A 21,769-nucleotide genomic window follows, 5' to 3' on the forward strand; every position below is an offset into this window, starting at 1 on the left:
TATACTACTTACGGTCTAAAAAATGGATTTAAGCGAGGAGCTAACATCATTTCTGGTGCCATACCCATGCCCGGTCCTGGTACCATGCCTGGTGCAAAGCCAGGTGCCATGCCTGGTGCAAAGCCAGGTGCCACGCCTGGTGCAAAGCCAGGTGCCACGCCTGGTGCAAAACCAGGTGCCATGCCTGGCGCAAAGCCAGGTGCCACGCCTGGTGCAAAGCCATCAGCAAAGCCATCAGCAAAACCAGGTCCTACTCCCACACCTCCCATAGGTCCTGAACAGCAATCGAAATGCTGTTGAGCAACATCGCAAACTTGAGAAACTGTGTGCGGGCACGTGTGTACATGTTCAAATAACTTGTGGTTATGGAATGTTGTGTGTGTTGGATGAATATGAGGTACTTGGAACACCTCCAAATTATGAACATCGCAACATTTCGTTGGGTGTATAATTGGGCATAATACTTTAGGTCCACATTGCATATCTTCCAATCTCCTTTCTTTTTATCAGGTTCACTAATAACCTATGAAATCGAAAGGGTACATGTACTAATTGAAATACCTATTTTTATGAATTTATTTTTTCTTGCAGTCTTTCAATCCTTTTTAAAAATGCTGTTTTTTCCTGTCGTGCCGTAGTTCGTATAATTCTCTTTTTATTTTTCCAAGCATTATAGCTCATTGTTGCATAATATAACGCTTTTTCATAATCCTTGTGTTGGTGTTCATACAATTTAGAAAGTTCAGTAGCAATTTCGACATCAACTGCAGAATTGCTTTCTATTAATCTTGTCCAAATTTGCGAAGCTTTCTCATATCGCTTTTGCTTTTTATAAAGCCCGCCCAAGGCTTTCGCTGCATTATTTGCCACCTGATTTGGACTGTACGCAAGGTTTTCATACAGGCTGATTGCAAGGTTTATTTGTCCTACCGCTTCATACCAGCGAGCAATTTCATACTTTTCCTCCATGCTTGTGTGAATAGTCGGTATAATTAATAGTTTTTTTGCAATATGAATATATAACGTTATTAAAGATAAAACATCAATCTCATTATGGATAAATACACCTTCAAGTCCTTTTGGATTATGGTCCTTTAAAAAGTCAAAATAAAGCATAGGTGCCAAATACCCAGGAACATCGTGATCACGCTTAATATTTAATATTTCTTTTTCTACTATCGACAACCGGACAGATGGAAGATTATTTTTCCAAAGGCGCCTTGCCGCATGAAGCAAATCAAAATGACCAAAAGCCGGTAATTTGGGAACGGTATCCCGTAATAGGGTATGCCTTGTTTTGATCTGAGGCCAATCAAAAGCCTTGCCATTATAGGTTGTTAATTTCATCGACTGATAATCACCAATATCAGTTAAAAACCCTTGATACAAAGCAACCTCGTTGCTTGGGCTCGGTAAAAAATGCTGCTTTACAACAACATAATCAGAAAATACTTGGGCATAACCAATAAGGAATATAGTATTTCCAACCCCACCGCCAAGTCCCGTCGTCTCCGTGTCAAAAAACACCATTCTTGAAGGCTCTTCCTTTGAAAATGATAATGGATGTTCAACAGCCTTTTTCCCCCAAAGATCAACAACATCATAAAGTTCATTAAAACGATGGAAACCATGGAGATAATCCAGTGGGTAAGAAACTTCACGGATGATAGAATATTGATTGTCAAAATAAAAAGGTTTTGCTTGGAACTCAGTCCATTTTTCCCTATGAGGAATGTCTATTGTCTCTACTATCTTCATTTCAGAAAGGCTATCAATATTAGCAGCTTTATGATCCTCTTCTATGTTAACCATATGTTTTTTAAAGCGATTCAGCTTGTTTTTTAATGTCATTGTTGTTCACCCTGCTTTTACTCTATCAATCTCACTAGAATTATAACATATCGACAAAAATTAGATTGTTCTAGACAAAAAATGATAGTTTTTAATAATTTTTTTATTGATAATTTTCAGTTTATTGTGTAAAATAATAATAACCTCTAAATTCGGAATGTGGGGGTTAAGTGAAACCGGGTATTGTAAACGGTTACAATATATTAGAGGAGGTAGTATCAATGGATCATGATTGCTGTATTAATTGTGGTGAAGTATTATCTGTTATCGAAAGAAACAGGAGCGAATGTTTAGATTGCAGAGACAGAACTTCACCTACCCATTCAGATGATTTAACTGAGGAATAAATTTTGCCACTTAAGAGTTACCCCACTTATAACCTATTGAAATCGTAAAGTCATCGCTAATCCGTCACCAAATTTACCTTAGCTAAGTATTTTCTAGAAAGGAACTCCTATAATTCAAAAGTGAATTATAGGAGCATTCTCTTCTGTCCATCACGAAACAATTCAATAAGCTTTAATGACAATTGTTTTCCGTCTTCTCCAGTCGCTTCCATTCCCACACAGGATGGACAACCTGATTCACACCCACAATGACTGATAATTTGCTCTGCTTCAGCAAGCAATTCCTCCATAATCTCGTAAACTTTTTCACTTAATCCTACACCGCCAGGGTAGCGGTCATACAGGAAAATGGTCGGTTTTTCGGAATGTACGGCCTTCACCTGCGGTACAACATGGAGGTCAGAAGGATCACACATAACATGTAATGGGGCTACATGCCGCAATAAATTGGCGATCCCAATAAGCCCTTCTTCCAGTTTCTTATCAGTCAATTTATTTTTAATGCCTTCATTTAAACTGATCCATGCGGCATTTGTATGAAGCTCCTCTTCAGGAAGATGGATGGGCCCCGAGCCAATGTTTTCATGCGTGTCAAACTTAATCTTTTTAAAAACGGTCGCCATTGCTTGGACCGTGACTTCCCCATACGATACAGAGGCAAACTCTGTTTCCCGCTCTTTATCAACCTCTAACACCCGTAATTGTACAGCTAAATTAGCATCTGTATAATAATCAACATCAACTTCTCTGACGAAGGCTTTCTTTTCCTCCCAGTCTAGTTTTTCAACCTGGAACTGAACACCTTCATGCAAATAGATCGCTTCGTCATGTAATAAAGTCATGGCGCTAAAGCGGTCCATTTCACCGATGACCTTTACATGGGCTACATCGGATTGATCAATAATGACAACATTTTCCTGAGATGCTGAGCGGAGGCTGATATTATGAGCTGGAAATGATTGATTCATCCAAAACCACTTTCCATTATTAAAATGGAGAACTTGTTCTTCCGTTAAAAATTCGAGGATATCTTCAAGTTCTACTCCGTCAAAAGTGTCCCCTTTCTTAAATGGAAGCTCATAAGCCGCACATTTTAAATGATCGACTAAAATGATTAGATTATCAGGGTTAATCTGTGCTGTTTCCGGGCTACGGTTAAAAAAGTAATCTGGATGCCCGATAACATATTGATCAAGCGGTGCCTGGGATGCAACCATAAAAATTAGCGCTTCACCCTGTCTCCGACCAGCTCGACCTGCCTGCTGCCAGGCACTGGCAATTGTCCCAGGATAGCCAGTCATGATACAAACTTGAAGTTGACCAATATCAACGCCTAATTCAAGCGCATTTGTACTAACTACACCGTAAATATCACCATTTCGGAGACCATGTTCGATTTCACGCCGTTGTTTAGGAAGGTAGCCTCCCCTATAGCCACGGATTGACTTCGGTCCTAACTCCTTTTGGACAAGCCCTTGTAAATAAGTTAAGAGAATCTCAACACGGACTCGGCTCCGTGCAAAAACGATGGTCTGTATTTTATTTTTCAAAAATTCACTTGCAATCTTTCTGACTTCTAATGTTGCACTTCTTCTAATGTTTAATGGTTTGTTAACAACGGGTGGATTATAAAAAACAAAGTGCTTCTTGCCTGCTGGCGCCCCGTTTTTATCAATAAGAGTCACTATTTCACCGGTTAATCTCTCCGCCAGTTCTTTCGGATTTGCAATCGTAGCAGAAGTACAGATAAAGATTGGATTGCTTCCATAAAATGCACAAATCCGCTTTAAACGTCTGATGACATTAGCCACATGGCTTCCAAACACACCACGATATATATGAAGTTCATCGATTACGATAAATTTAAGATTTTCAAATAATGCGACCCATTTCGTATGATGCGGCAAGATCGCAGAGTGAAGCATATCGGGATTTGTAATGACAATATGCCCGGCTTGGCGGACTTTTTGCCGAATATTCGAAGGTGTATCCCCATCGTATGTATAGCTATTAATGTTAATCCCAAGTGCCTCGATCAATTCATTTAATTCACTTTTCTGATCTTGGGCAAGTGCTTTTGTAGGAAAAATGTATAATGCTCTGCTGCTCGGATCATCTATTATTTGCTGCAGTACCGGCAGATTGTAGCAAAGCGTCTTTCCTGATGCTGTCGGCGTAACCGCCACAAAATTTTCTCTTTTTCTAGTAATATCAATGGCTTGCCATTGGTGAGTATAAAGCTCTTTAACGCCTCTTGATTGCAAAGCTTCTTTAAGCCGAGAATCTATTGAAACAGGAAAAGGAACTGTTTGTGCCTCCCGTTCCGGAATTGTATGCCAGTTTACGATATTATTTGAATACTGTTCATCAGTTTGAATATGTTCGATGATTTGTTGAAGATTTTTTCGAAATTGCATTATTATTCACCTCATTTGCTCTACCTCTATTTTAGCAAAAAAAGACTAACTAAAAGGAGTTTTCGATTCCTTTATTGTTAGTCTTTTTACTATGACTTCTCTTAATAAAGTTAAATTTTCGTAAACACAATTCCAAGTACTGCCGCAACAACACCAAATAATTGATATTTTTTTAGTTTTTCCTTAAAGACCCAACAGCCGCCAAGGACTACAATCAAACAGTTTAGACTAACAATTGGAAAGACAATGCTCGCAGTTCCAGTATTTAACGCGAAGAAATAGCTGCTATAACCAATCACACTTATTAAACCAACAAGTGCCCCGGTATTAGCCTCCCGCAGTATCCATTTCTCTTTCCCTACTAAACTATTAATTGCGAGATAGATACTTCCTCCCCCATACATGGAGATTAAAGTATTTAAAGAGTCAAAGTGCAAATAGGATGACGTTTTCATCAGAATTCCAAGGGCACCAAACGAAAAAATAGCCAAGATGATTCGTATAATCCATGATGAATATTGAATATTCCCGCCTGCCTTTGGTGAATATTGAATAACAATGGCAGAACCAAGCATCAATACAATGCCGACCCATTGCATCGGCGTAATATGTTCATGGAAAATAAGAGCCGCACTTAGAATTGGAAATAATGCATTCGTTCCAATCAAAGGGGACGTTAAGCTTGCCGGACCTTTTTCAAATGCTTTTGACATTTGAATATTCCCATTTGCATTTAAAATCCCTATCAATGCACCAAGACCAATGGTCAATAAGTTAAATTGGGCCATTCCGACGATCATCCCATAGCCTAGCGATAACAAAAACGCCACAAAATAAAAGAAGAACTGAATATGGACCTTAGAATATCCCTTTCCTGTACTCCATTTAAAAATAATGTTATTAAGCCCAAAGCAAATCATAGTTATAAATGCCGCTACAATCCACAAAGTGATCCTTCTCTCTATTTATTGTTTCTATTATTCTAATCCCGACACAATTATTTCACAATACTTTTTAACATATTTTATTATTTTTTAAGTTTTGATATTGATATACCAGTAATACCAGCAATAATCGTTAAAACAGGTGATAAAAGACAGAAAAACGCAAATATAGAGTACTCAATTGTAGGAACTCCTAAGACCCTTGTTAAAAAAATTCCACAGACGCTCCATGGGACTAGAGGATTAACAACAGTTCCCGCATCCTCTAATACCCGGGACAAATTCTTAGGATGAAGATTGATTTCTTTATAGGATTGAGCAAATGTGTTTCCTGGCAATAGGATAGAAAGGTATTGCTCCCCCATCAAAAAATTCACCCCGATTGAAGAAAGGGCTGTCGAGAAAATTAAAATAGAAGGTTTAATTAAGTACTTTTTAATACCATCTAATAGTGCTGATATAATACCCAGTTTTAATAGTAGCCCCCCCATTGAAAGGGCTAATAAAACTAAAGATATCGAAAACATCATACTCTCCATCCCACCTCTTGTTAAAAGAGAATCGATCTCTGCATTTCCGGTTTCAGACTTGAAGCCAAAGTATAAAAGAGACAATATCTTTTCTAAAGGAAAATTCGTCTGCACAAATGGAGTTAATATAAGTGCTGATAAAGTACTAGTTCCAAGAGTCACAATGGCGGATACTTTTTTCATGGATAAGACAGCAAGCAATATAAATGGAATAACTGAATACCAATGAACGAAATTCAACTCCAATAGCATTTCTTTCAGTTCGTCCATCTTGTCGATATTTGATATTTGTTTCCCCGGTGACAAAAATATAAATAAAACAAGAGATATGATAAACGCAGGAACGGTGGTCCACAGCATATTTTTAATATGTTCAAAAAGATCAACACCTACAACCATCGAACTAAGGGTCGTTGTATCCGATAATGGTGATAATTTATCCCCGAAAAAGGCACCAGAAACAACTGCACCTGCTGTTATCGCCAAAGATAAATCTAATGCAGTTGCTACGCTTATAAATGTAACTCCTAAAGTCGCCGCCGTTGTCAACGAGCTGCCAATAAATAGTCCAATAATTGAGGTTACCAAAAATACGATTGTATAAAAATATTGACTGCTATCCAAGCTGAGGGCAGCATAAATAAAGGTCGGTATCGTTCCGCCCGCAATCCAACTACTTATCAACATTCCAATAAAGAAAAATATAAAGACGGCCCCTATACCTGATTGCACACCGTTTGTCATACCTTTTTCTAAATCTTTGATAGACACTTTTTTTACAAGTCCATATGCTATTAACCCAATAATGGATAGGGTTATTGGAATATGGGGCACAACTCCAAGGCTAATCATGGAATAGCTAATAAAAACGAGTAATATAATAATAATAATTAAAGCTTCAAATGACTTCATTCTCAAAACAGGTATATCTTGCTGCATACATTTCCTCCTAGCCCACAAGCCATCGCTTAAACGCTTTTACGCGCTAAATAATTTTATCTTAATATATTATTCTAACAAAAATATGTCAAGGGAAATCTTTTACACTGAAATACGGATAAAATTGTAAAAGTTGGGTATTTTTAATACTATATAAGAAATGTAAGTTAATCAGGAGGAAGATTATCATCATGAACCTATCTAGTAACATGGAGTTTGAGATTAAAGGAAATTTTATGCCTAATCTACACAACTCTGAAAGGCTAAAAATATTAGAAGTATCACCAGAAAGTGTAGTTATTCAAATGCAAAATTCTAACAGTCGTGGCGTCTTTCCGTTGGACAACTTTCAATATTGGATTCGAAAAAATTCTCTCATTTATATATCTGACCATGACGAAAGAATGAATGGTACCGAAAATTAGAAAAGCGAAAGCGCACGTTTAGCGAAGTTTACGAGCCACTGGGCGCTGGAGCTGGACAATAAAACGGGCTGACTCCTAAAGTCAGCCGTTTATGTTTGTTATTTTAGCTTCGTAATAAAATGTAATTCGTTTTGAAATTTATCTAACAGCTCTGCGAAGGAGTAATTAATAAGGAAAGGAAACAGTGTTTCAAGCACTTCGATGTAATCCTGACCCAACGCTTCACGCAAGGTCACATATTGATGAAATAGAAGCGCTTTTTCAAAATCTACTCCTAAATCATATAAACCACTATAAAGGTTTTCCTTTGGAATTAGTTTAATTTTTTTTAAGATTTTTTCATTGTTTTCCACTAAATTCCTTTCTAAGTAATAGGTGACATAATCGGTATATATCATTTGTCCAATATCATCTGTATCCTTTTTCTTATTATTAAAACCGATTACTTGCTGGTCCATATTTTCACGAATGATAAATGTTTTGTTTCCTTGTAAATGTGTAATAAAATTCTTCACACTTTTATCAAATATTTTATTGAATTGTATTATTTCATGAAGCTTAACAGCAAAATCTCGATGTTCATCACCAACAACAAATAGTCTGTCTACAATTGGTAAAATTTTAAGAACACCATCGGATAATTGACTGGATGCATCGTATATGATAATGTCGAACTGCTTTTTCAATTGTTTTACTTTCCGCTTTTGTTCTATTAATGTTAATTTAGAAAATTCATGAATAAGTTCATTTGATATTTCTTCTTTCTCTAATGATCCGTAAGAAATGAACGCCACCAATAAAGTTGTGTTTGATTTAAGCCAGTTATAAATGGATAACGACAGCTCTGTTACACCTGACTTTGCTTTCGGTGAATAAAAACCAACTAAATACATGTTAACTCACCTGCCTTTATATATCTTATTCAAAAACCCCATAAACGTTTGGACAAACTCCTACAAAACGAAATTCAAATTACGTTTGATAAATCTGAAAATTGCGAAATTTACTTTTTTATGATATAATCGTTTTACGGCACCAATTCCAATTTTTGATGCCATGTAAGGTCAATTGGTGATGGGGATTCTAAATTAAATTAGAAGGAGGGCTTTTATGTACCAAGTAAAAGAAAAAGAAAGAATTTTTATTTATACAGGGCCGGATGGTTCTGGAAGGAAAACAATCGCTAAGATGGTTTCCACAGTTTTCGATATGGAGACTGTTATTTCTTATACAACTAGACAACCTAGACATTATGAAACAGATGGGAAGGACTACCATTTCGTAAGTGAAGATGCATTTGCAAAAATGGAAGAGCAACAGGAATTTTTGGAAAGTGTTGAAATCGACGGAATTAAATATGGTATTCGTGAAGAGGATATTATTAAGGCTTTTGAAAACCATGATTTTATATACTTAACACTAAATCCCGAAGGAACAGAAAAACTTAAAAAGATGTATGGAGATAAAGTAATCCGCCTCTTCGTCTACGCTGATAGGGACACTGTCGTTAGCCGACAAAAGGAAAGACAGGACTCAGAAGAAGACATCCAAAGACATTTATCCCATTATGATGAAACGATGAATTACAAAAATGAATGTGAACATGCCTTTGAAAACTTCGATTCACCACAGGTCTCCTTCCAAGTTAGTGAAGTGATTGAAAAATATCTTGATCGAAACCTTGTGCAAACTGATTATTAATAAGAAAAACGGAAGCACCCGTTTAGCGAAGTTTACGAGTCGCTGGATGCTGGAGTTAGACAATTGTGCGCTATAACTATGTTTACTTTTCATAAATCAAAAAAGCTCAGACCCAACCTCTGAGCTTTTGATTTATTCAATTTTCCCTTCCCATTCTACCATGCCACCGCTCATATTCGTTGCATTGAATCCATGTCCTTCAAGGAATCGAGTCACTGCCCCGCTCCTTGCACCTGAATGACAAACGATAATATATTCTTTTGATTTATCTAATTCATCCATTCTAAATTCAATAGATCCTATTGGAATATGGACTGCACCTGGAATTTTACCGGTGGCGACTTCGAAATCTTCACGGACATCGATAATATCTATCTTTTTTCCTTCATTTATTAAAGTTTCAACTTCTTTTGCGGAAATTTGTTTCATCGATTTTACCTCCTAATTGCCTACCCATAACGGTATCCTAAAATAAATAAAAAAGAATGTCAAACATCATGCTTTTAGTAATACTACATGACGGACATTCTTTTTTTGTGATGAATTAAAACCCGGTTATTTCGTCAATTTGACTAAACATGGCGACGTAATTTTTGATTTCACCACCATTGTTTTTTACAGTATTTATGGTTACCCAAACTAAATACAACTGTCCATCTTTTCTCTTATTCCAAATTTGTCCACTCCAAATTCCGTGTTCCTTTACTGTTTTCCACAGTTCTTCATAAAAATCATTTGAGTGTTTATCCGATTTTAAAATCCGTGGATTTTGTCCAATTACCTCTTCCTCGCTAAAACCGGTTACCGTTGTAAAGGCTGGATTCACTTTTTGAATTTTGCCATTTAAGTCAGTAACAAAAATTCCTTGGGTTGAGTGGTCAATGATCTCATCGGCCATACTTAATTTATCTTGATAGAACATCCAAATCACGATAATTAACGATGCCATTGCAACTTGCGATAAAGCCATATAACCGATTGCGTAATGACCCGTTAAATTAAATAAGAAGGATAATAATAATGGTGGGAAGAAACCACCTAATCCCCCCATTGCCGCAACAAGTCCATTCACAATACCGCCTTGTTTAGAGAAATACATTGGAACCAGTTTGAATATGACTCCATTTCCGATACCGGCAAATAATGAAATCGTTAAGCATCCAATTGTGTAATAAAGTAAGGATGGGTTAAATGCTAATAAAACACCAGATAAAGTTAAAGCCGCAAACACAATCATTAATATTTTGAAAGAATTAAATTTGTCTCCAAGCCATCCACCGAGTGGACGAACAAAGGTTGCAAGCGCAATAAATCCAGCCGTTCTTAAGCCAGCATCCACCTTATCCAAGCCAAAATTTGTAACCAAGAAATTCGGTAAATAAACTGTAAATGTTACAAACACACCGAATGTTAGGAAATAAAATAAACATAAAAACCAAAGTTTTTCATCCTTGTATACACCTTTGATTTGTTCCATTAAAGGTGTGTTTACTTTTGTTTCTTTTTTATCTCCTAAGAAAAAGTTCAATATTGCAATAAAAATGACTAGAATGATGAAAAACCTTACCGTTGTTTGCCAACCAAATTGGTTAGCAAGCACTGGTGCTGAAAATGTAGTAATGGCTGTTCCGACATTACCAACCCCATAAATACCATTAACAAAACCATGGCGTTCCTTTGGATAATACTTAGGTAGTGATGTAACTCCGACTGAAAAGACAGCCCCACTCAAGCCAAGTACCAAACCTCCTATCAAAAGGTCAACAAACGAATCGGCAATGCTAATATAAAATATTGGAAGAACTAATAACAAAAAACTAATGGAAAATAATTTTCTCGCCCCAAAACGATTGGTCCAATATCCAATTGGAATTCTCATTAATGATCCAAGTACTACTGGAATAGCAGTAATTAAAGCCAATTGATTTGTTGATAGGCTAATCTCTTCTTTTATAAAAGGCATTAAAGAAGATAAAATAACCCACACCATAAATCCTGCAATTAAACTAAATGTTTGCAATGGCAGTTGAATTTTTGTATTCATTTTCAAACTCCCCTTTTCTTTCAAACTTCTTTGATAGAACACATGGTAATGAAAAGTAACCCCCTAAAGATGTGAGGAACCTCACATCTTTTTTCGAGTTCAAACATTTGTCACAAAGGACAAAAATTTTTATGTAATCTACAATGTTTTTTCGGCAATTTGTGTCTTTTTTGTGACAAATGATAATTGTGTGAACAACCTCACTGTTGAGAGTTGTATCTTTATTGTTTCATTGTCATTAGGAAATGATTCAAACATTCTAATACAAGATGTTTAGAAAATTTGAAGTGAGGAGAGATTTTTATGAAAAATAATCGGCGTTCCCCATTACTAAATCGCTTAAAATATTTAACTCCTATTGAAAAACAAGCTAATAATCATAGTCAGACCACATATGAAAATCGTGACTGGGAGCAAGCGTATCGCAATAGATGGCAGCATGATAAAGTAGTTCGTTCTACACATGGAGTAAACTGTACCGGGTCATGCAGCTGGAACATCTTTGTGAAAAACGGAATTGTAACTTGGGAAGGACAGAATCTTAATTATCCTTCAACAGGTCCTGATATGCCTGACTTTGAACCTCGTGGTTGTCCGCGTGGAGCAAGCTTTTCTTGGTATATCTACAGTCCACTTCGCGTTAAATATCCATATGTTCGCGGGATTTTATTAAATATGTGGCGTGAAGCTTTAAAGGAAAACTCTACACCACTTGATGCATGGAAAAGCATTGTTGAAAATCCTGAAAAAGCAAAAGCGTACAAACAAGCAAGAGGAAAAGGCGGCCTAGTCCGTGCTGAGTGGGATGAGGTTTTAAAACTTATAGCCGCTTCGATTTTATATACGATAATCAAATATGGGCCTGACCGCAATGTTGGATTTTCTCCGATACCTGCTATGTCGATGCTTAGCTATGCTGGCGGCGGTCGCTTTATGTCACTAATCGGTGGTCCAATGTTAAGCTTTTATGATTGGTATGCAGACCTCCCACCTGCTTCCCCTCAAATATGGGGAGATCAAACTGACGTACCAGAAAGTAGTGACTGGTATAATTCCGGCTACATCATGACTTGGGGTTCGAATGTACCGCAAACCCGTACACCTGATGCTCACTTCTTAGCCGAAGTTCGCTATCGTGGTACAAAAGTTGTGTCCGTAAGCCCTGATTACGCTGAATCAACTAAATTTGCGGATGACTGGATGAAGGTCAAGCAAGGTGCCGACGGTGCGTTAGCAATGGCTATGGGCCATGTTATTTTAAAAGAATTTTATGTAGAAAATCAGCATGATTATTTTATCAACTATGCGAAGCAATACACTGATTTCCCATTCGTCGTTACATTGAAAAAGGATGGCGACCACTTCCTTCCTGATCGTTTCTTAAACGCAAATGACCTAGGTAAAGAAGTGCAAAATGGTGAATTTAAACCAGTCTTATTTGATGAAAAGAATGGAAAACTCGTCATCCCTCATGGCACAATGGGCGCTCGTTGGGAAGGCAAAGCAAAATGGAATTTAAAAATGGTTGATGAGGAAACTGGAGAAGGCTTTGATCCTCGACTATCCTTCCAAGGTATTGAGGAAGAAATAGCAACTGTCAAACTTCCATACTTCTCACATCAAGGCAATGAAGTATTGTACCGCAATGTTCCAATAAGAAAAGTAGAGAATAACAGTGAAGTATTCTATACGACAACTGTCTTTGACCTAACTCTTGCCAACTATGGAATAAACCGCGGTCTTGGTGATCATGCGGCAAAAGCATTAGATGATAACATTCCGTTTACACCAGCTTGGGCAGAAAACACGACTGGAGTCAAGAAAGAGCTTATTACAAAAATCGCTCGTGAATTTGCACAAAATTCACTTGATACAAATGGTCGTTCGATGATCATTGTCGGTGCAGGTATAAACCATTGGTTTAACTCTGATACAATTTACCGTGCTGTCTTAAACCTTGTTTTATTAGTTGGTTCCCAAGGTGTGAACGGAGGCGGTTGGGCGCACTATGTTGGTCAAGAGAAGCTAAGACCAGCAGAAGGATGGCAAACTATTGCAACAGCAAAGGATTGGACAGGTCCAGCGAAATTACAAAATGGTACATCTTTCTTCTACTTTGTAACGGACCAATGGCGTTATGAAGAACAACCGGTAAGCGACCATATTTCGCCGATTTACGAGAAGGCTCGCTATAATCATTATGCCGATTACAATGTGATGGCAGCAAGACTAGGATGGCTCCCATCCTACCCAACATTTAATCAAAATGGCATTGACTTATATAAAGAAGCAGTTGCATCAGGGGCTAGCTCTCCACAAGAAATTGGTCTATTTGTTGCTAAACAGCTAAAAGAAAGAAAATTACAGTTTGCAATTGAAGATCCAGATAATCCAATCAACTTCCCGAGAAATCTATTTGTATGGCGCTCCAACTTGATTTCAAGTTCCGGTAAAGGCCACGAATATTTCTTAAAACACCTACTAGGTACAACGAACGGATTATTAAATGATGATGCGGAAAGCTTACGTCCAGAAGAAGTAAAATGGCATGATCAAGCACCGGAAGGAAAACTTGATCTATTGATTAATTTAGATTTCCGTATGGCTGGTACAGCCCTTTATTCAGATATCATCCTTCCGGCAGCAACTTGGTATGAAAAACATGATTTAAATAGTACGGATATGCATCCATTTATTCATCCGTTTAATCCGGCTATTTCAACTCCATGGGAAGCACGTTCTGACTGGGAAATTTTTAAATCGATGGCAAAAACCGTATCTGAAATGGCGACAGATCTAAATCTGGACCCAATGAAGGAAGTTGTCGCTACTCCGCTTCTACATGATACACCGCAGGAGTTAGCACAGCCACTAGGTGCAATTAAGGACTGGTCGAAAGGTGAATGTGAGCCAATTCCTGGCAAAACTATGCCACAAATTCATGTTGTCGAAAGAGATTATAAACTTATTTACGATAAATGGATTTCTATCGGTCCAAACGTGAAAAATGCACCACATGGAATTAAGGGAATCTCATGGTCTGCAGCAGAGGAATATGAAAAGTTGAAAAACGTGCTTGGTACGGTCAGCGGCGGTGTTGGTGACGGATGCCCTAACATCAGCACAGCTAAAAATGCCTGTGAAGCCGTATTGACTTTATCGTCTACTTCTAACGGTAGAATGGCTGTAAAGGCTTGGGAAGCACTTGAAAAGACTACTGATCTTGAATTAGTGGACTTAGCTGCTGAGCGTGAAGAAGAATGCTTTACGTTCGAGCAAATTACAGCACAACCAAAAACGGTTATTACTTCCCCCGCCTTCAGTGGTTCTGAAAAAGGAGGAAGACGCTATTCTCCATTTACAACAAATGTAGAACGTTTGATTCCTTGGAGAACTGTAACAGGAAGACAATCTTTCTATGTGGATCATGAAATGATGCAGGAATTCGGCGAAGCGATGGCAACATTTAAGCCAATCTTACAGCCGAAGCCATTCAGAAAAAATCGCCCTGAAGTTGAGGGAAAAGAAATCGTATTGAACTATTTAACACCGCATAATAAATGGTCCATTCATAGTATGTATTTCGACTCACAGCCAATGTTAACCCTCTTCCGCGGCGGTCCAACTGTTTGGATGAACAAAGATGATGCAGAAGAGGTTGGTATCGAAGATAACGACTGGATTGAATGCTTTAACCGTAATGGAGTTGTTGTAGCGAGAGCTGTCGTTTCGCACAGACTTCCACGTGGTATGGCCTTTATGCATCACGCACAAGACCGTCATATCAACGTACCGGGATCAAAATTAACAGGTAATCGTGGGGGAACACATAATAGCCCTACGCGAATTCATATGAAGCCAACCCATATGATTGGCGGCTATGGACAATTAAGCTACGGCTTTAACTACTATGGACCGACAGGAAACCAACGTGACTTAAACGTTGTGATCCGTAAACTGAAGGAGGTTGATTGGCTTGAAGATTAAAGCACAGATCGGCATGGTCATGAATTTAGATAAATGTATTGGCTGCCATACATGTAGTGTAACTTGCAAAAACACCTGGACAAATCGTCCAGGTGCAGAATATATGTATTTTAACAACGTTGAAACAAAACCAGGTATCGGTTATCCAAAACGTTGGGAAGATCAAGAGCATTATCGCGGCGGCTGGGAAGTTAAAAACGGCAAACTGCAATTAAAATCAGGTACAAAAACAAATCGCTTACTAAATTTGTTTGCTAACCCTAATCTTCCTGAAATCGATGATTACTATGAGCCTTGGACCTATGATTATGAAACATTAACAAACAGCCCTGAGCGAAAAACACAGCCGGTTGCCCGTCCAAAGTCTTCTTTAACGGGAGAATATATGGAAATTCTTTGGGGACCGAACTGGGAGGATGACCTTGCTGGTGCTCACGTTACAGGTCTTAGGGACCCTAACGTTGAAAAAATGGAAGAGCAAATTAAGACGGAATTTGAAGATGTATTCATGATGTACCTGCCAAGAATTTGTGAACACTGCATAAATCCATCTTGCGTTAGTGCCTGCCCATCTGGTGCTATGTATAAACGTGATGAAGATGGAATTGTCCTTGTCGACCAAAACGCTTGCCGCGCATGGAGACATTGCGTATCTTCATGTCCATATAAAAAGGTTTATTTTAACTGGCAAACAAATAAAGCAGAAAAATGTACACTTTGCTTTCCAAGAATTGAAGCTGGTATGCCAACCATCTGTTCCGAAACTTGCGTAGGACGTATTCGTTACCTCGGTGTTATGCTATATGACGCTGACAAAGTGGAAGAAGCAGCATTAGCTGATGAAAAGGACTTATATCATGCTCAATTAGGGATTTTCCTAGATCCAAATGATCCTGAGGTCATTAAGCAGGCAAAAGCAGAAGGCATTCCAAATGAATTCATCGAAGCTGCTCAAAAATCACCAATCTACAAAATGATCATTGATTGGAAAATAGCACTTCCCCTTCATCCGGAATATCGGACAATGCCAATGGTATGGTATATTCCACCACTCAGTCCAATCATGAATATGTTTGAAGGCGTTGGAAGTACATCAAATGCGGAAGACATCTTCCCTGCTATCGATGAAATGAGAATACCGATTGAGTATCTTGCCAACCTATTAACGGCAGGAGATCAATCCCATATCCGTCAAGTATTAAAGAAGATGGCGGTCATGAGAACATATATGAGAAGTGTACAAACGAACAAACAGCCAAATATTGGGGTTGTAGAACAATTGGGCTTAAAAGAACAAGATATTAAAGATATGTACCGTCTACTTGCTATAGCAAAATATGAAGATCGTTTTGTGATCCCTGCTTCCCATCGTGAACACGTTGCTGATCTTTATGATGAGCAAGGAAGCTGCGGTTTAGCATTTGCAGGCGGACCAGGTTCTTGTGGAACGCTGTAAGGAGTGAAAACTATGGATAATACAGATAGCCAGCTAACCTTTCAGATTTGCTCATACTTATTAAACTATCCTGATCAAGAATTTATGGATTCACTTCCAGAGGTTCTAGAGGAAATTAGTTCCATTCAAAGTTCTGAAACTAAACAGGAGCTACAAAAATATTGTGAAAAGGCAAAAAAGCAATCCTTGTCAAAACTAGTTACTACCTATATTAACACATTTGATTTTGGCAAAAAGACAAATCTGTATCTTACCTATATGTCTAATGGGGAACAACGTGAACGGGGAATGGAGCTATTATTCCTTAAAAACTTTTACAAGCTACATGGTTTTGATGTAACTGACAAAGAATTGCCTGATTATTTACCGATTATGCTTGAATTTGCTGGACAGGTTGATGAAGCAGCGATGAAGACGATATTCGAAAGATATCTTTCCAATATTGAAGAAGTTTCTAAAAACTTGGATTCTGGCAAAAACCTTTATGGTCATATTATCAAGGCTATATTGTTGGAGCTTGGTAAAGCAGGTATAACTAATACGCGACAAAGGAGTGAAGCTCTTTGATTAATCAATTTTTATGGGTCGTCCTCCCCTACATTGTGCTCACAATTTTCATTGGCGGTCATATTTATCGTTACAATCATGATCAATTTGGCTGGACAACTAAATCAAGTCAGCTTTTAGAGAAAAAGCTACTTCGCGTAGGCAGCAATCTATTTCATTGGGGAATTATCTTTGTCTTTGGCGGACATGTTATGGGATTATTAATTCCGATTGGAGTTTACGAAGCAATGGGAGTTAACGAACACCAATACCATACGATTGCTCTTCTTGGTGGAATTCCCGCTGGTATAGCGGCAACGCTTGGGATTATCATTCTTACAAACCGCCGTATGACGGTAAAACGCATCCTTCAGACGAGTACGAAAGGAGATTGGGTTTCCCTATTTTTCTTACTGATCGTCATTTTATCTGGTATGTCAGCAACATTATTAAATTTAGATTCACATGGTTTCGATTATCGTACAACAATTGGACCTTGGTTAAGAGGTGTTTTAATGTTACAAGCGGATGCAAGCTTGCTTACAGAGGTACCCCTGTGGTTTAAAATTCATATGATTGCGGCAATGGGACTCTTTGCTGCATGGCCATTTACACGTCTTGTACACGTATTTAGTGTACCTCTTCGTTATTTAACACGCAGTTATGTTATTTACAGAAAGCGCGAGCCAAAGCAGCAAAGCCTATAAACCCTACTTTTAACAAAGCCGCTCGGATTATTCCAGCGGCTTTGTTTTACTATAAAACAGTTAAAATCAAAATAAATACAATATAACAACAATTTTGATTGTTATTGACGAATATCCCTTCAATTGATAACATTTAATCTATTATATCTATATAATTAACAACCTTGTATAAGTTCAAGAATACGGCTTGAACGTTTCTACCAGCTACCATAAATAGCTTGTCTACAAGGATTAGAAAGTGCCATACTTCCTATTTCCTTTGTAGAATAAAACTTTGGTAGCTATTTTACCAAAGTTTTTTTATTTTATATCATTCAAAGGGGAAAGACACCATGGAGAAATTTTTTCAATTTAAAGAACGACAGACAACCTACAAAAAAGAAACGTTGGCAGGGATTACAACTTTCCTTTCTATGGCTTATATCCTGGTCGTAAATCCGATTATTCTTAGTCAATCGGGTATGGACCAAGGTGCCGTATTTACAGCTACTGCCCTTTCTGCCATTGTTGGAACATTATTAATTGGAATACTAGCAAACTTTCCAATTGGAATAGCTCCGAGTATGGGTTTAAACTCATTTTTCACATTCTCAGTTTGTATCGGAATGGGCATCAAATGGGAAGTCGCCTTAACAGGTGTGTTTGTAGCCAGTATTATTTTCGTAATCTTAAGCTTGTTTAAAATCCGTGAAAAAATTATCAATGCTATTCCGCAGGATTTAAAGTTTGCTATTGCTGGTGGAATTGGTTTCTTCGTGGCCTTTGTCGGTCTAAAAAATGCAGGAATTATTGTTTCCAATGAAGCAACATTTGTATCAATTGGGGACTTAACTTCACCTCTAACAGCACTAGCTGTCATTGGTTTTGTAATAACTGTTTTAATGTTAGTGCGCGGTATTCATGGAGCAATCTTTTACGGAATGGTCATTACAACAATAATCGGGATGTTCATTGGCTTAATTGATATCCCTTCTTCGATTGTAGGTACTATTCCTAGTCTTGAACCAACCTTTGGTGTTGTCTTTTCTAATTTAGATAGGATTCTAAGTCCACAACTATTGGCTGTTATTTTTACCTTCTTATTTGTCGCTTTCTTTGATACAGCCGGGGCCCTTATTGCGGTTGCCAGTCAAGCCGGCTTAATGAAAAATAACCAAATTCCTAATATTGGACGAGCATTACTTGCTGACTCTACTTCTGGTGTTGTCGGGGCTGTTTTAGGTACTTCGACAACTGCTTCCTTTGTAGAATCTTCGGCTGGAATTGCCGTCGGTGGCAGAACAGGATTTACATCCGTCATTATTTCGACTTGTTTTTTTATTGCTCTATTTTTTTCACCGATATTATCAGTCATAACGCCCGAGGTTACAGCCCCTGCTCTTATCATCGTAGGAGCATTGATGGCAATGGAAGTGAGTAAGGTTAATTGGAATAAGATAGAGGTCGTCATCCCAGCCTTTGTTACAATCATCATGATGCCGTTAACCTATAGTGTGGCAACAGGAATTGCCCTTGGTTTTATTCTTTATCCACTAGCATTACTATCACAAAAACGATATCGTGAAATACATCCGATTATGTATGTACTTGCTCTTCTATTTGCCTGTTACTTTATTTTTGTTTAATAATTTAAATCCGAAAAGAAAGGCCGATCATTTTTGATGAACCGGCCTTTCTTATGTCGATGATTCTTCTTCCGGCTTAATTGCCATAAATGTTGCAATAGCTGCAATAATACTTAGTCCTGCTAATATATAAAAAAGAGAGTTTTCCGCATTCTTCATCATAATAGCCATTAGTGGGGGCCCCGCTGCCACACCTATAAATCTCATCGAACTGTATATCGATGATACCGTTCCACGTTCTGATTTATCGATTCCTGATGTTATGAATGCATCAAGGCATGGTAAAGCTACCCCTATCCCAATTCCAGCGGCTAAAAATAACCAAATCATAAACCACATATCTTTAGAAAAGCTCAGTACTGCTGTAGAACTAGATAGTAAAACAATTCCTCCAAAGGTAAGCCATTTCATCAGCACTTTATTTTCTTTAATTAATTTACCAGTAATATACGAGGCAAAACATAGGCCCCCCAATGGTATTGCTAACAGAAGGCCCTTTTTTACATCCTTTACCCTATAAACCTTTTCCAAAAAATCAGATAAATAAAATAAAACAGCAAACAATACAAACATTAAAATAATCCCAATCAAAAACACAGCGTATAGCCATTTCCAGTTATTTTTAAAAGTATCCTTCATATTGGCTATAAACTTTTTGAAAGGAATCGGTTTTTGCCGCTTATTCGGAGTTTTCACTAAGAAAAACATAAGTAAAATTGAAATCAAGCAAAAAACTGGAATGGAAAAGAAAGGAAGATACCAAATAACTCCTGCTAAAAAGGCTCCTAAAATCGGACTCAGTACTTTACCAAGGGTATTGGATGTTTCAATTAGCCCTAATGAGCTGCTAACCTCTTCATCACTTTTAAACATATCACCAACGAGCGGTAGCACAATAGGAAAGGCTCCTGCTGCACCAACCCCCTGTAATGCTCGACCGATTAATATAACCCAATATGGGTTATCCATTTTCCAGCCTGCCCATGCCGCAATTAGTCCGCCAATAGCCGATATCATCAGACTAGGGATTATGACCTTCTTTCTCCCAATATGATCAGACAGGAATCCTGCAAGAGGAATAAGAAGGATCGCAACAATCGAGTAAATCGTAATAATCATACTCGCTTGAAAAGCTGTAATCTTCAATTTACTTTCCATAACAGGGAGGACTGGAATAAGCATCGAATTCCCTAGTGTCATAACAAGTGGAATGGATGAAATAGATAATACAGCCCATTTTTGATTATTAGGTTTAGCCTTGGAATCACGTTTTGAGCCCTTTTTCATCTTAACAGCATGAAGGTTTTCAACATAATCCATCTGTGACACGCCTTTTTATATTATTTTATCGCGATTAATTATTTTACATTAATCTTAATATGGTCAATCGGTGATAAATTATCCTTCCTCCATTCTTAATTGTTTGATTGATTCTTTAATAATTCCTCATAAGATTCAAAAATATAATGTAACCATTGTTCATGTATTTTTTGACTTCTATTAGTGAGCCGGTCATAGATGCTTTTGTCAGGTAGCATAGAAAACAATTTTTGTTCTGGCCCCCCAAAAACATCATCAGTATTTACCTCAATTAACCACAGGTTGCCAGTATCATCGAGACCATAATCAATTCCGACCTCCATGAAATAATGATATTTATCTAATATACCACAAATCGTTTTTGAGGCACTTTTCATTTTATTAAGAAAGAATTCATAAGGTTTTTGTGGGAATAGCACAGCTAATATTTCATTAGTCGGCATAACCATCCCATTACTTATTTCAATATTTGATACAATTGAATCTGTCCCACCAACTCTTACCAAATCACCTTCATAAACCCAAGTTTCATCTAATTCCCGTTGCAAATGGGAGCGAATATCAAACACGCGGTTTTGGTAATGTAAGAGAGGGGCTTGTTGTTGTATAATTGTTGTTCCATCATTGTAAAAGTGTCGAAGATCTTTATACAAATCGTCTATGCTTGCATAAGAGTTATTTGTTATTGACTGTATTATCAAGCCATAACCATTTTCTTGTTTTTCAATTTTCCCGATTTTTTCCCCACCCCAGGTAGAAACAGACTTGACATATAAACATAAATATCTATTTAACATTCGATTTAACGATTCAATACTCAATACATCTGTTTCAGGAAAATTAAATTCTTTAATAGCGGATGTTTTTAAAATTTTATACATTTCCCATTTATTTATAAAAAATCTCTCTGGATCAACAATTGAGGCCAAT

General features: G+C 37.6%; 18 protein-coding genes, 1 pseudogene and 1 riboswitch. Of the genes and pseudogenes, 8 read left to right on the forward strand and 11 right to left on the reverse strand.

From position 1 onward, the window contains the following. Window positions 1–8: 8 nt before the first annotated feature. The 3 genes and pseudogenes from P9E47_RS13885 to P9E47_RS13895 all read right to left on the reverse strand — a co-directional run bounded on the left by P9E47_RS13885 (window position 9) and on the right by P9E47_RS13895 (window position 1,851). Window positions 9–260, reverse strand: coding sequence for a hypothetical protein (locus P9E47_RS13885; protein ID WP_326163765.1), 252 nt, complete (start codon window positions 258–260; stop codon window positions 9–11). A gap of 3 nt (window positions 261–263) precedes the next feature. Continuing rightward, window positions 264–482 (reverse strand): annotated as a pseudogene (locus tag P9E47_RS13890) (CotD family spore coat protein); the annotation flags it as partial. A gap of 85 nt (window positions 483–567) precedes the next feature. Further along, on the reverse strand, window positions 568–1,851 hold the full coding sequence (locus P9E47_RS13895) for a ribonuclease H-like domain-containing protein (protein ID WP_003331461.1): 1,284 nt from the start codon (window positions 1,849–1,851) through the stop codon (window positions 568–570). 170 nt (window positions 1,852–2,021) lie between these two features. Here P9E47_RS13895 and P9E47_RS13900 point away from each other — a divergent pair, with 170 nt between their 5' ends. Further along, window positions 2,022–2,198: a hypothetical protein gene (locus P9E47_RS13900; RefSeq protein WP_326163720.1), complete on the forward strand. Its 177-nt coding sequence runs from the start codon at window positions 2,022–2,024 to the stop codon at window positions 2,196–2,198. A gap of 125 nt (window positions 2,199–2,323) precedes the next feature. On the opposite strand, the gene P9E47_RS13905 is transcribed toward P9E47_RS13900, so the two are convergent. The 3 genes from P9E47_RS13905 to nhaC form a co-directional block, all read right to left on the reverse strand. Continuing rightward, a complete protein-coding gene (locus P9E47_RS13905; protein ID WP_326163721.1) occupies window positions 2,324–4,615 on the reverse strand; it encodes a DEAD/DEAH box helicase in 2,292 nt (763 codons plus the stop codon). Between the two features lie 110 nt (window positions 4,616–4,725). Next, on the reverse strand, window positions 4,726–5,562 hold the full coding sequence (locus P9E47_RS13910; RefSeq protein WP_003331459.1) for a DMT family transporter: 837 nt from the start codon (window positions 5,560–5,562) through the stop codon (window positions 4,726–4,728). Between the two features lie 80 nt (window positions 5,563–5,642). Further along, entirely contained in the window at window positions 5,643–7,028 is a 1,386-nt protein-coding gene (gene nhaC / locus P9E47_RS13915) for a Na+/H+ antiporter NhaC (RefSeq protein WP_003331458.1), read from the reverse strand. 191 nt (window positions 7,029–7,219) lie between these two features. On the opposite strand from nhaC, the gene P9E47_RS13920 reads away from it, so the two are divergent. Beyond that, entirely contained in the window at window positions 7,220–7,453 is a 234-nt protein-coding gene (locus P9E47_RS13920) for a hypothetical protein (RefSeq protein WP_003331457.1), read from the forward strand. 98 nt (window positions 7,454–7,551) lie between these two features. On the opposite strand, the gene P9E47_RS13925 is transcribed toward P9E47_RS13920, so the two are convergent. After that, window positions 7,552–8,346 carry a hypothetical protein gene (locus tag P9E47_RS13925; protein WP_326163722.1) on the reverse strand — a complete coding sequence of 265 codons (795 nt, stop codon included), beginning with the start codon at window positions 8,344–8,346 and terminating at the stop codon, window positions 7,552–7,554. Between the two features lie 217 nt (window positions 8,347–8,563). Between P9E47_RS13925 and P9E47_RS13930 the strand changes: the two genes are divergently transcribed. Further along, window positions 8,564–9,154, forward strand: a complete 591-nt coding sequence (locus P9E47_RS13930; protein WP_326163723.1) for a guanylate kinase — start codon at window positions 8,564–8,566, stop codon at window positions 9,152–9,154. A gap of 132 nt (window positions 9,155–9,286) precedes the next feature. Here the strand turns inward: P9E47_RS13930 and P9E47_RS13935 are convergent, their stop codons facing one another. Both P9E47_RS13935 and P9E47_RS13940 read right to left on the reverse strand, forming a co-directional pair. Next, window positions 9,287–9,583 (reverse strand): rhodanese-like domain-containing protein, encoded by a 297-nt coding sequence (locus P9E47_RS13935; RefSeq protein ID WP_326163724.1) that lies wholly within the window; start codon window positions 9,581–9,583, stop codon window positions 9,287–9,289. A gap of 115 nt (window positions 9,584–9,698) precedes the next feature. Then, a complete protein-coding gene (locus tag P9E47_RS13940) occupies window positions 9,699–11,198 on the reverse strand; it encodes a nitrate/nitrite transporter (RefSeq protein WP_003331452.1) in 1,500 nt (499 codons plus the stop codon). Window positions 11,199–11,501: 303 nt separating this feature from the next. Here P9E47_RS13940 and P9E47_RS13945 point away from each other — a divergent pair, with 303 nt between their 5' ends. From P9E47_RS13945 to P9E47_RS13965, 5 genes are all read left to right on the forward strand, one after another. After that, on the forward strand, window positions 11,502–15,185 hold the full coding sequence (locus P9E47_RS13945) for a nitrate reductase subunit alpha (protein WP_003331451.1): 3,684 nt from the start codon (window positions 11,502–11,504) through the stop codon (window positions 15,183–15,185). Then, entirely contained in the window at window positions 15,175–16,641 is a 1,467-nt protein-coding gene (gene narH, locus P9E47_RS13950) for a nitrate reductase subunit beta (protein ID WP_326163726.1), read from the forward strand. Before P9E47_RS13945 ends, narH begins: the two co-directional genes overlap by 11 nt. Before the next feature lie 12 nt (window positions 16,642–16,653). Then, window positions 16,654–17,208, forward strand: a complete 555-nt coding sequence (gene narJ, locus P9E47_RS13955) for a nitrate reductase molybdenum cofactor assembly chaperone (RefSeq protein ID WP_326163727.1) — start codon at window positions 16,654–16,656, stop codon at window positions 17,206–17,208. Then, window positions 17,205–17,894, forward strand: a complete 690-nt coding sequence (gene narI / locus P9E47_RS13960; RefSeq protein WP_003331448.1) for a respiratory nitrate reductase subunit gamma — start codon at window positions 17,205–17,207, stop codon at window positions 17,892–17,894. Before narJ ends, narI begins: the two co-directional genes overlap by 4 nt. A gap of 144 nt (window positions 17,895–18,038) precedes the next feature. Next, a riboswitch (purine riboswitch) is annotated at window positions 18,039–18,139 on the forward strand. Between the two features lie 87 nt (window positions 18,140–18,226). Beyond that, window positions 18,227–19,519: an NCS2 family permease gene (locus tag P9E47_RS13965; RefSeq protein WP_326163728.1), complete on the forward strand. Its 1,293-nt coding sequence runs from the start codon at window positions 18,227–18,229 to the stop codon at window positions 19,517–19,519. A 51-nt stretch (window positions 19,520–19,570) separates the two neighbouring features. On the opposite strand, the gene P9E47_RS13970 is transcribed toward P9E47_RS13965, so the two are convergent. Together P9E47_RS13970 and P9E47_RS13975 are read right to left on the reverse strand one after the other, a co-directional pair. After that, window positions 19,571–20,839 (reverse strand): MFS transporter, encoded by a 1,269-nt coding sequence (locus P9E47_RS13970; RefSeq protein WP_003331446.1) that lies wholly within the window; start codon window positions 20,837–20,839, stop codon window positions 19,571–19,573. 95 nt (window positions 20,840–20,934) lie between these two features. After that, window positions 20,935–21,768: a YheC/YheD family protein gene (locus tag P9E47_RS13975; RefSeq protein ID WP_326163730.1), complete on the reverse strand. Its 834-nt coding sequence runs from the start codon at window positions 21,766–21,768 to the stop codon at window positions 20,935–20,937. Window position 21,769 lies beyond the last annotated feature (1 nt).

Origin of the sequence: Schinkia azotoformans (assembly GCF_035811335.1) — a bacterium.
Lineage (GTDB): Bacteria > Bacillota > Bacilli > Bacillales > Bacillaceae_J > Schinkia > Schinkia azotoformans.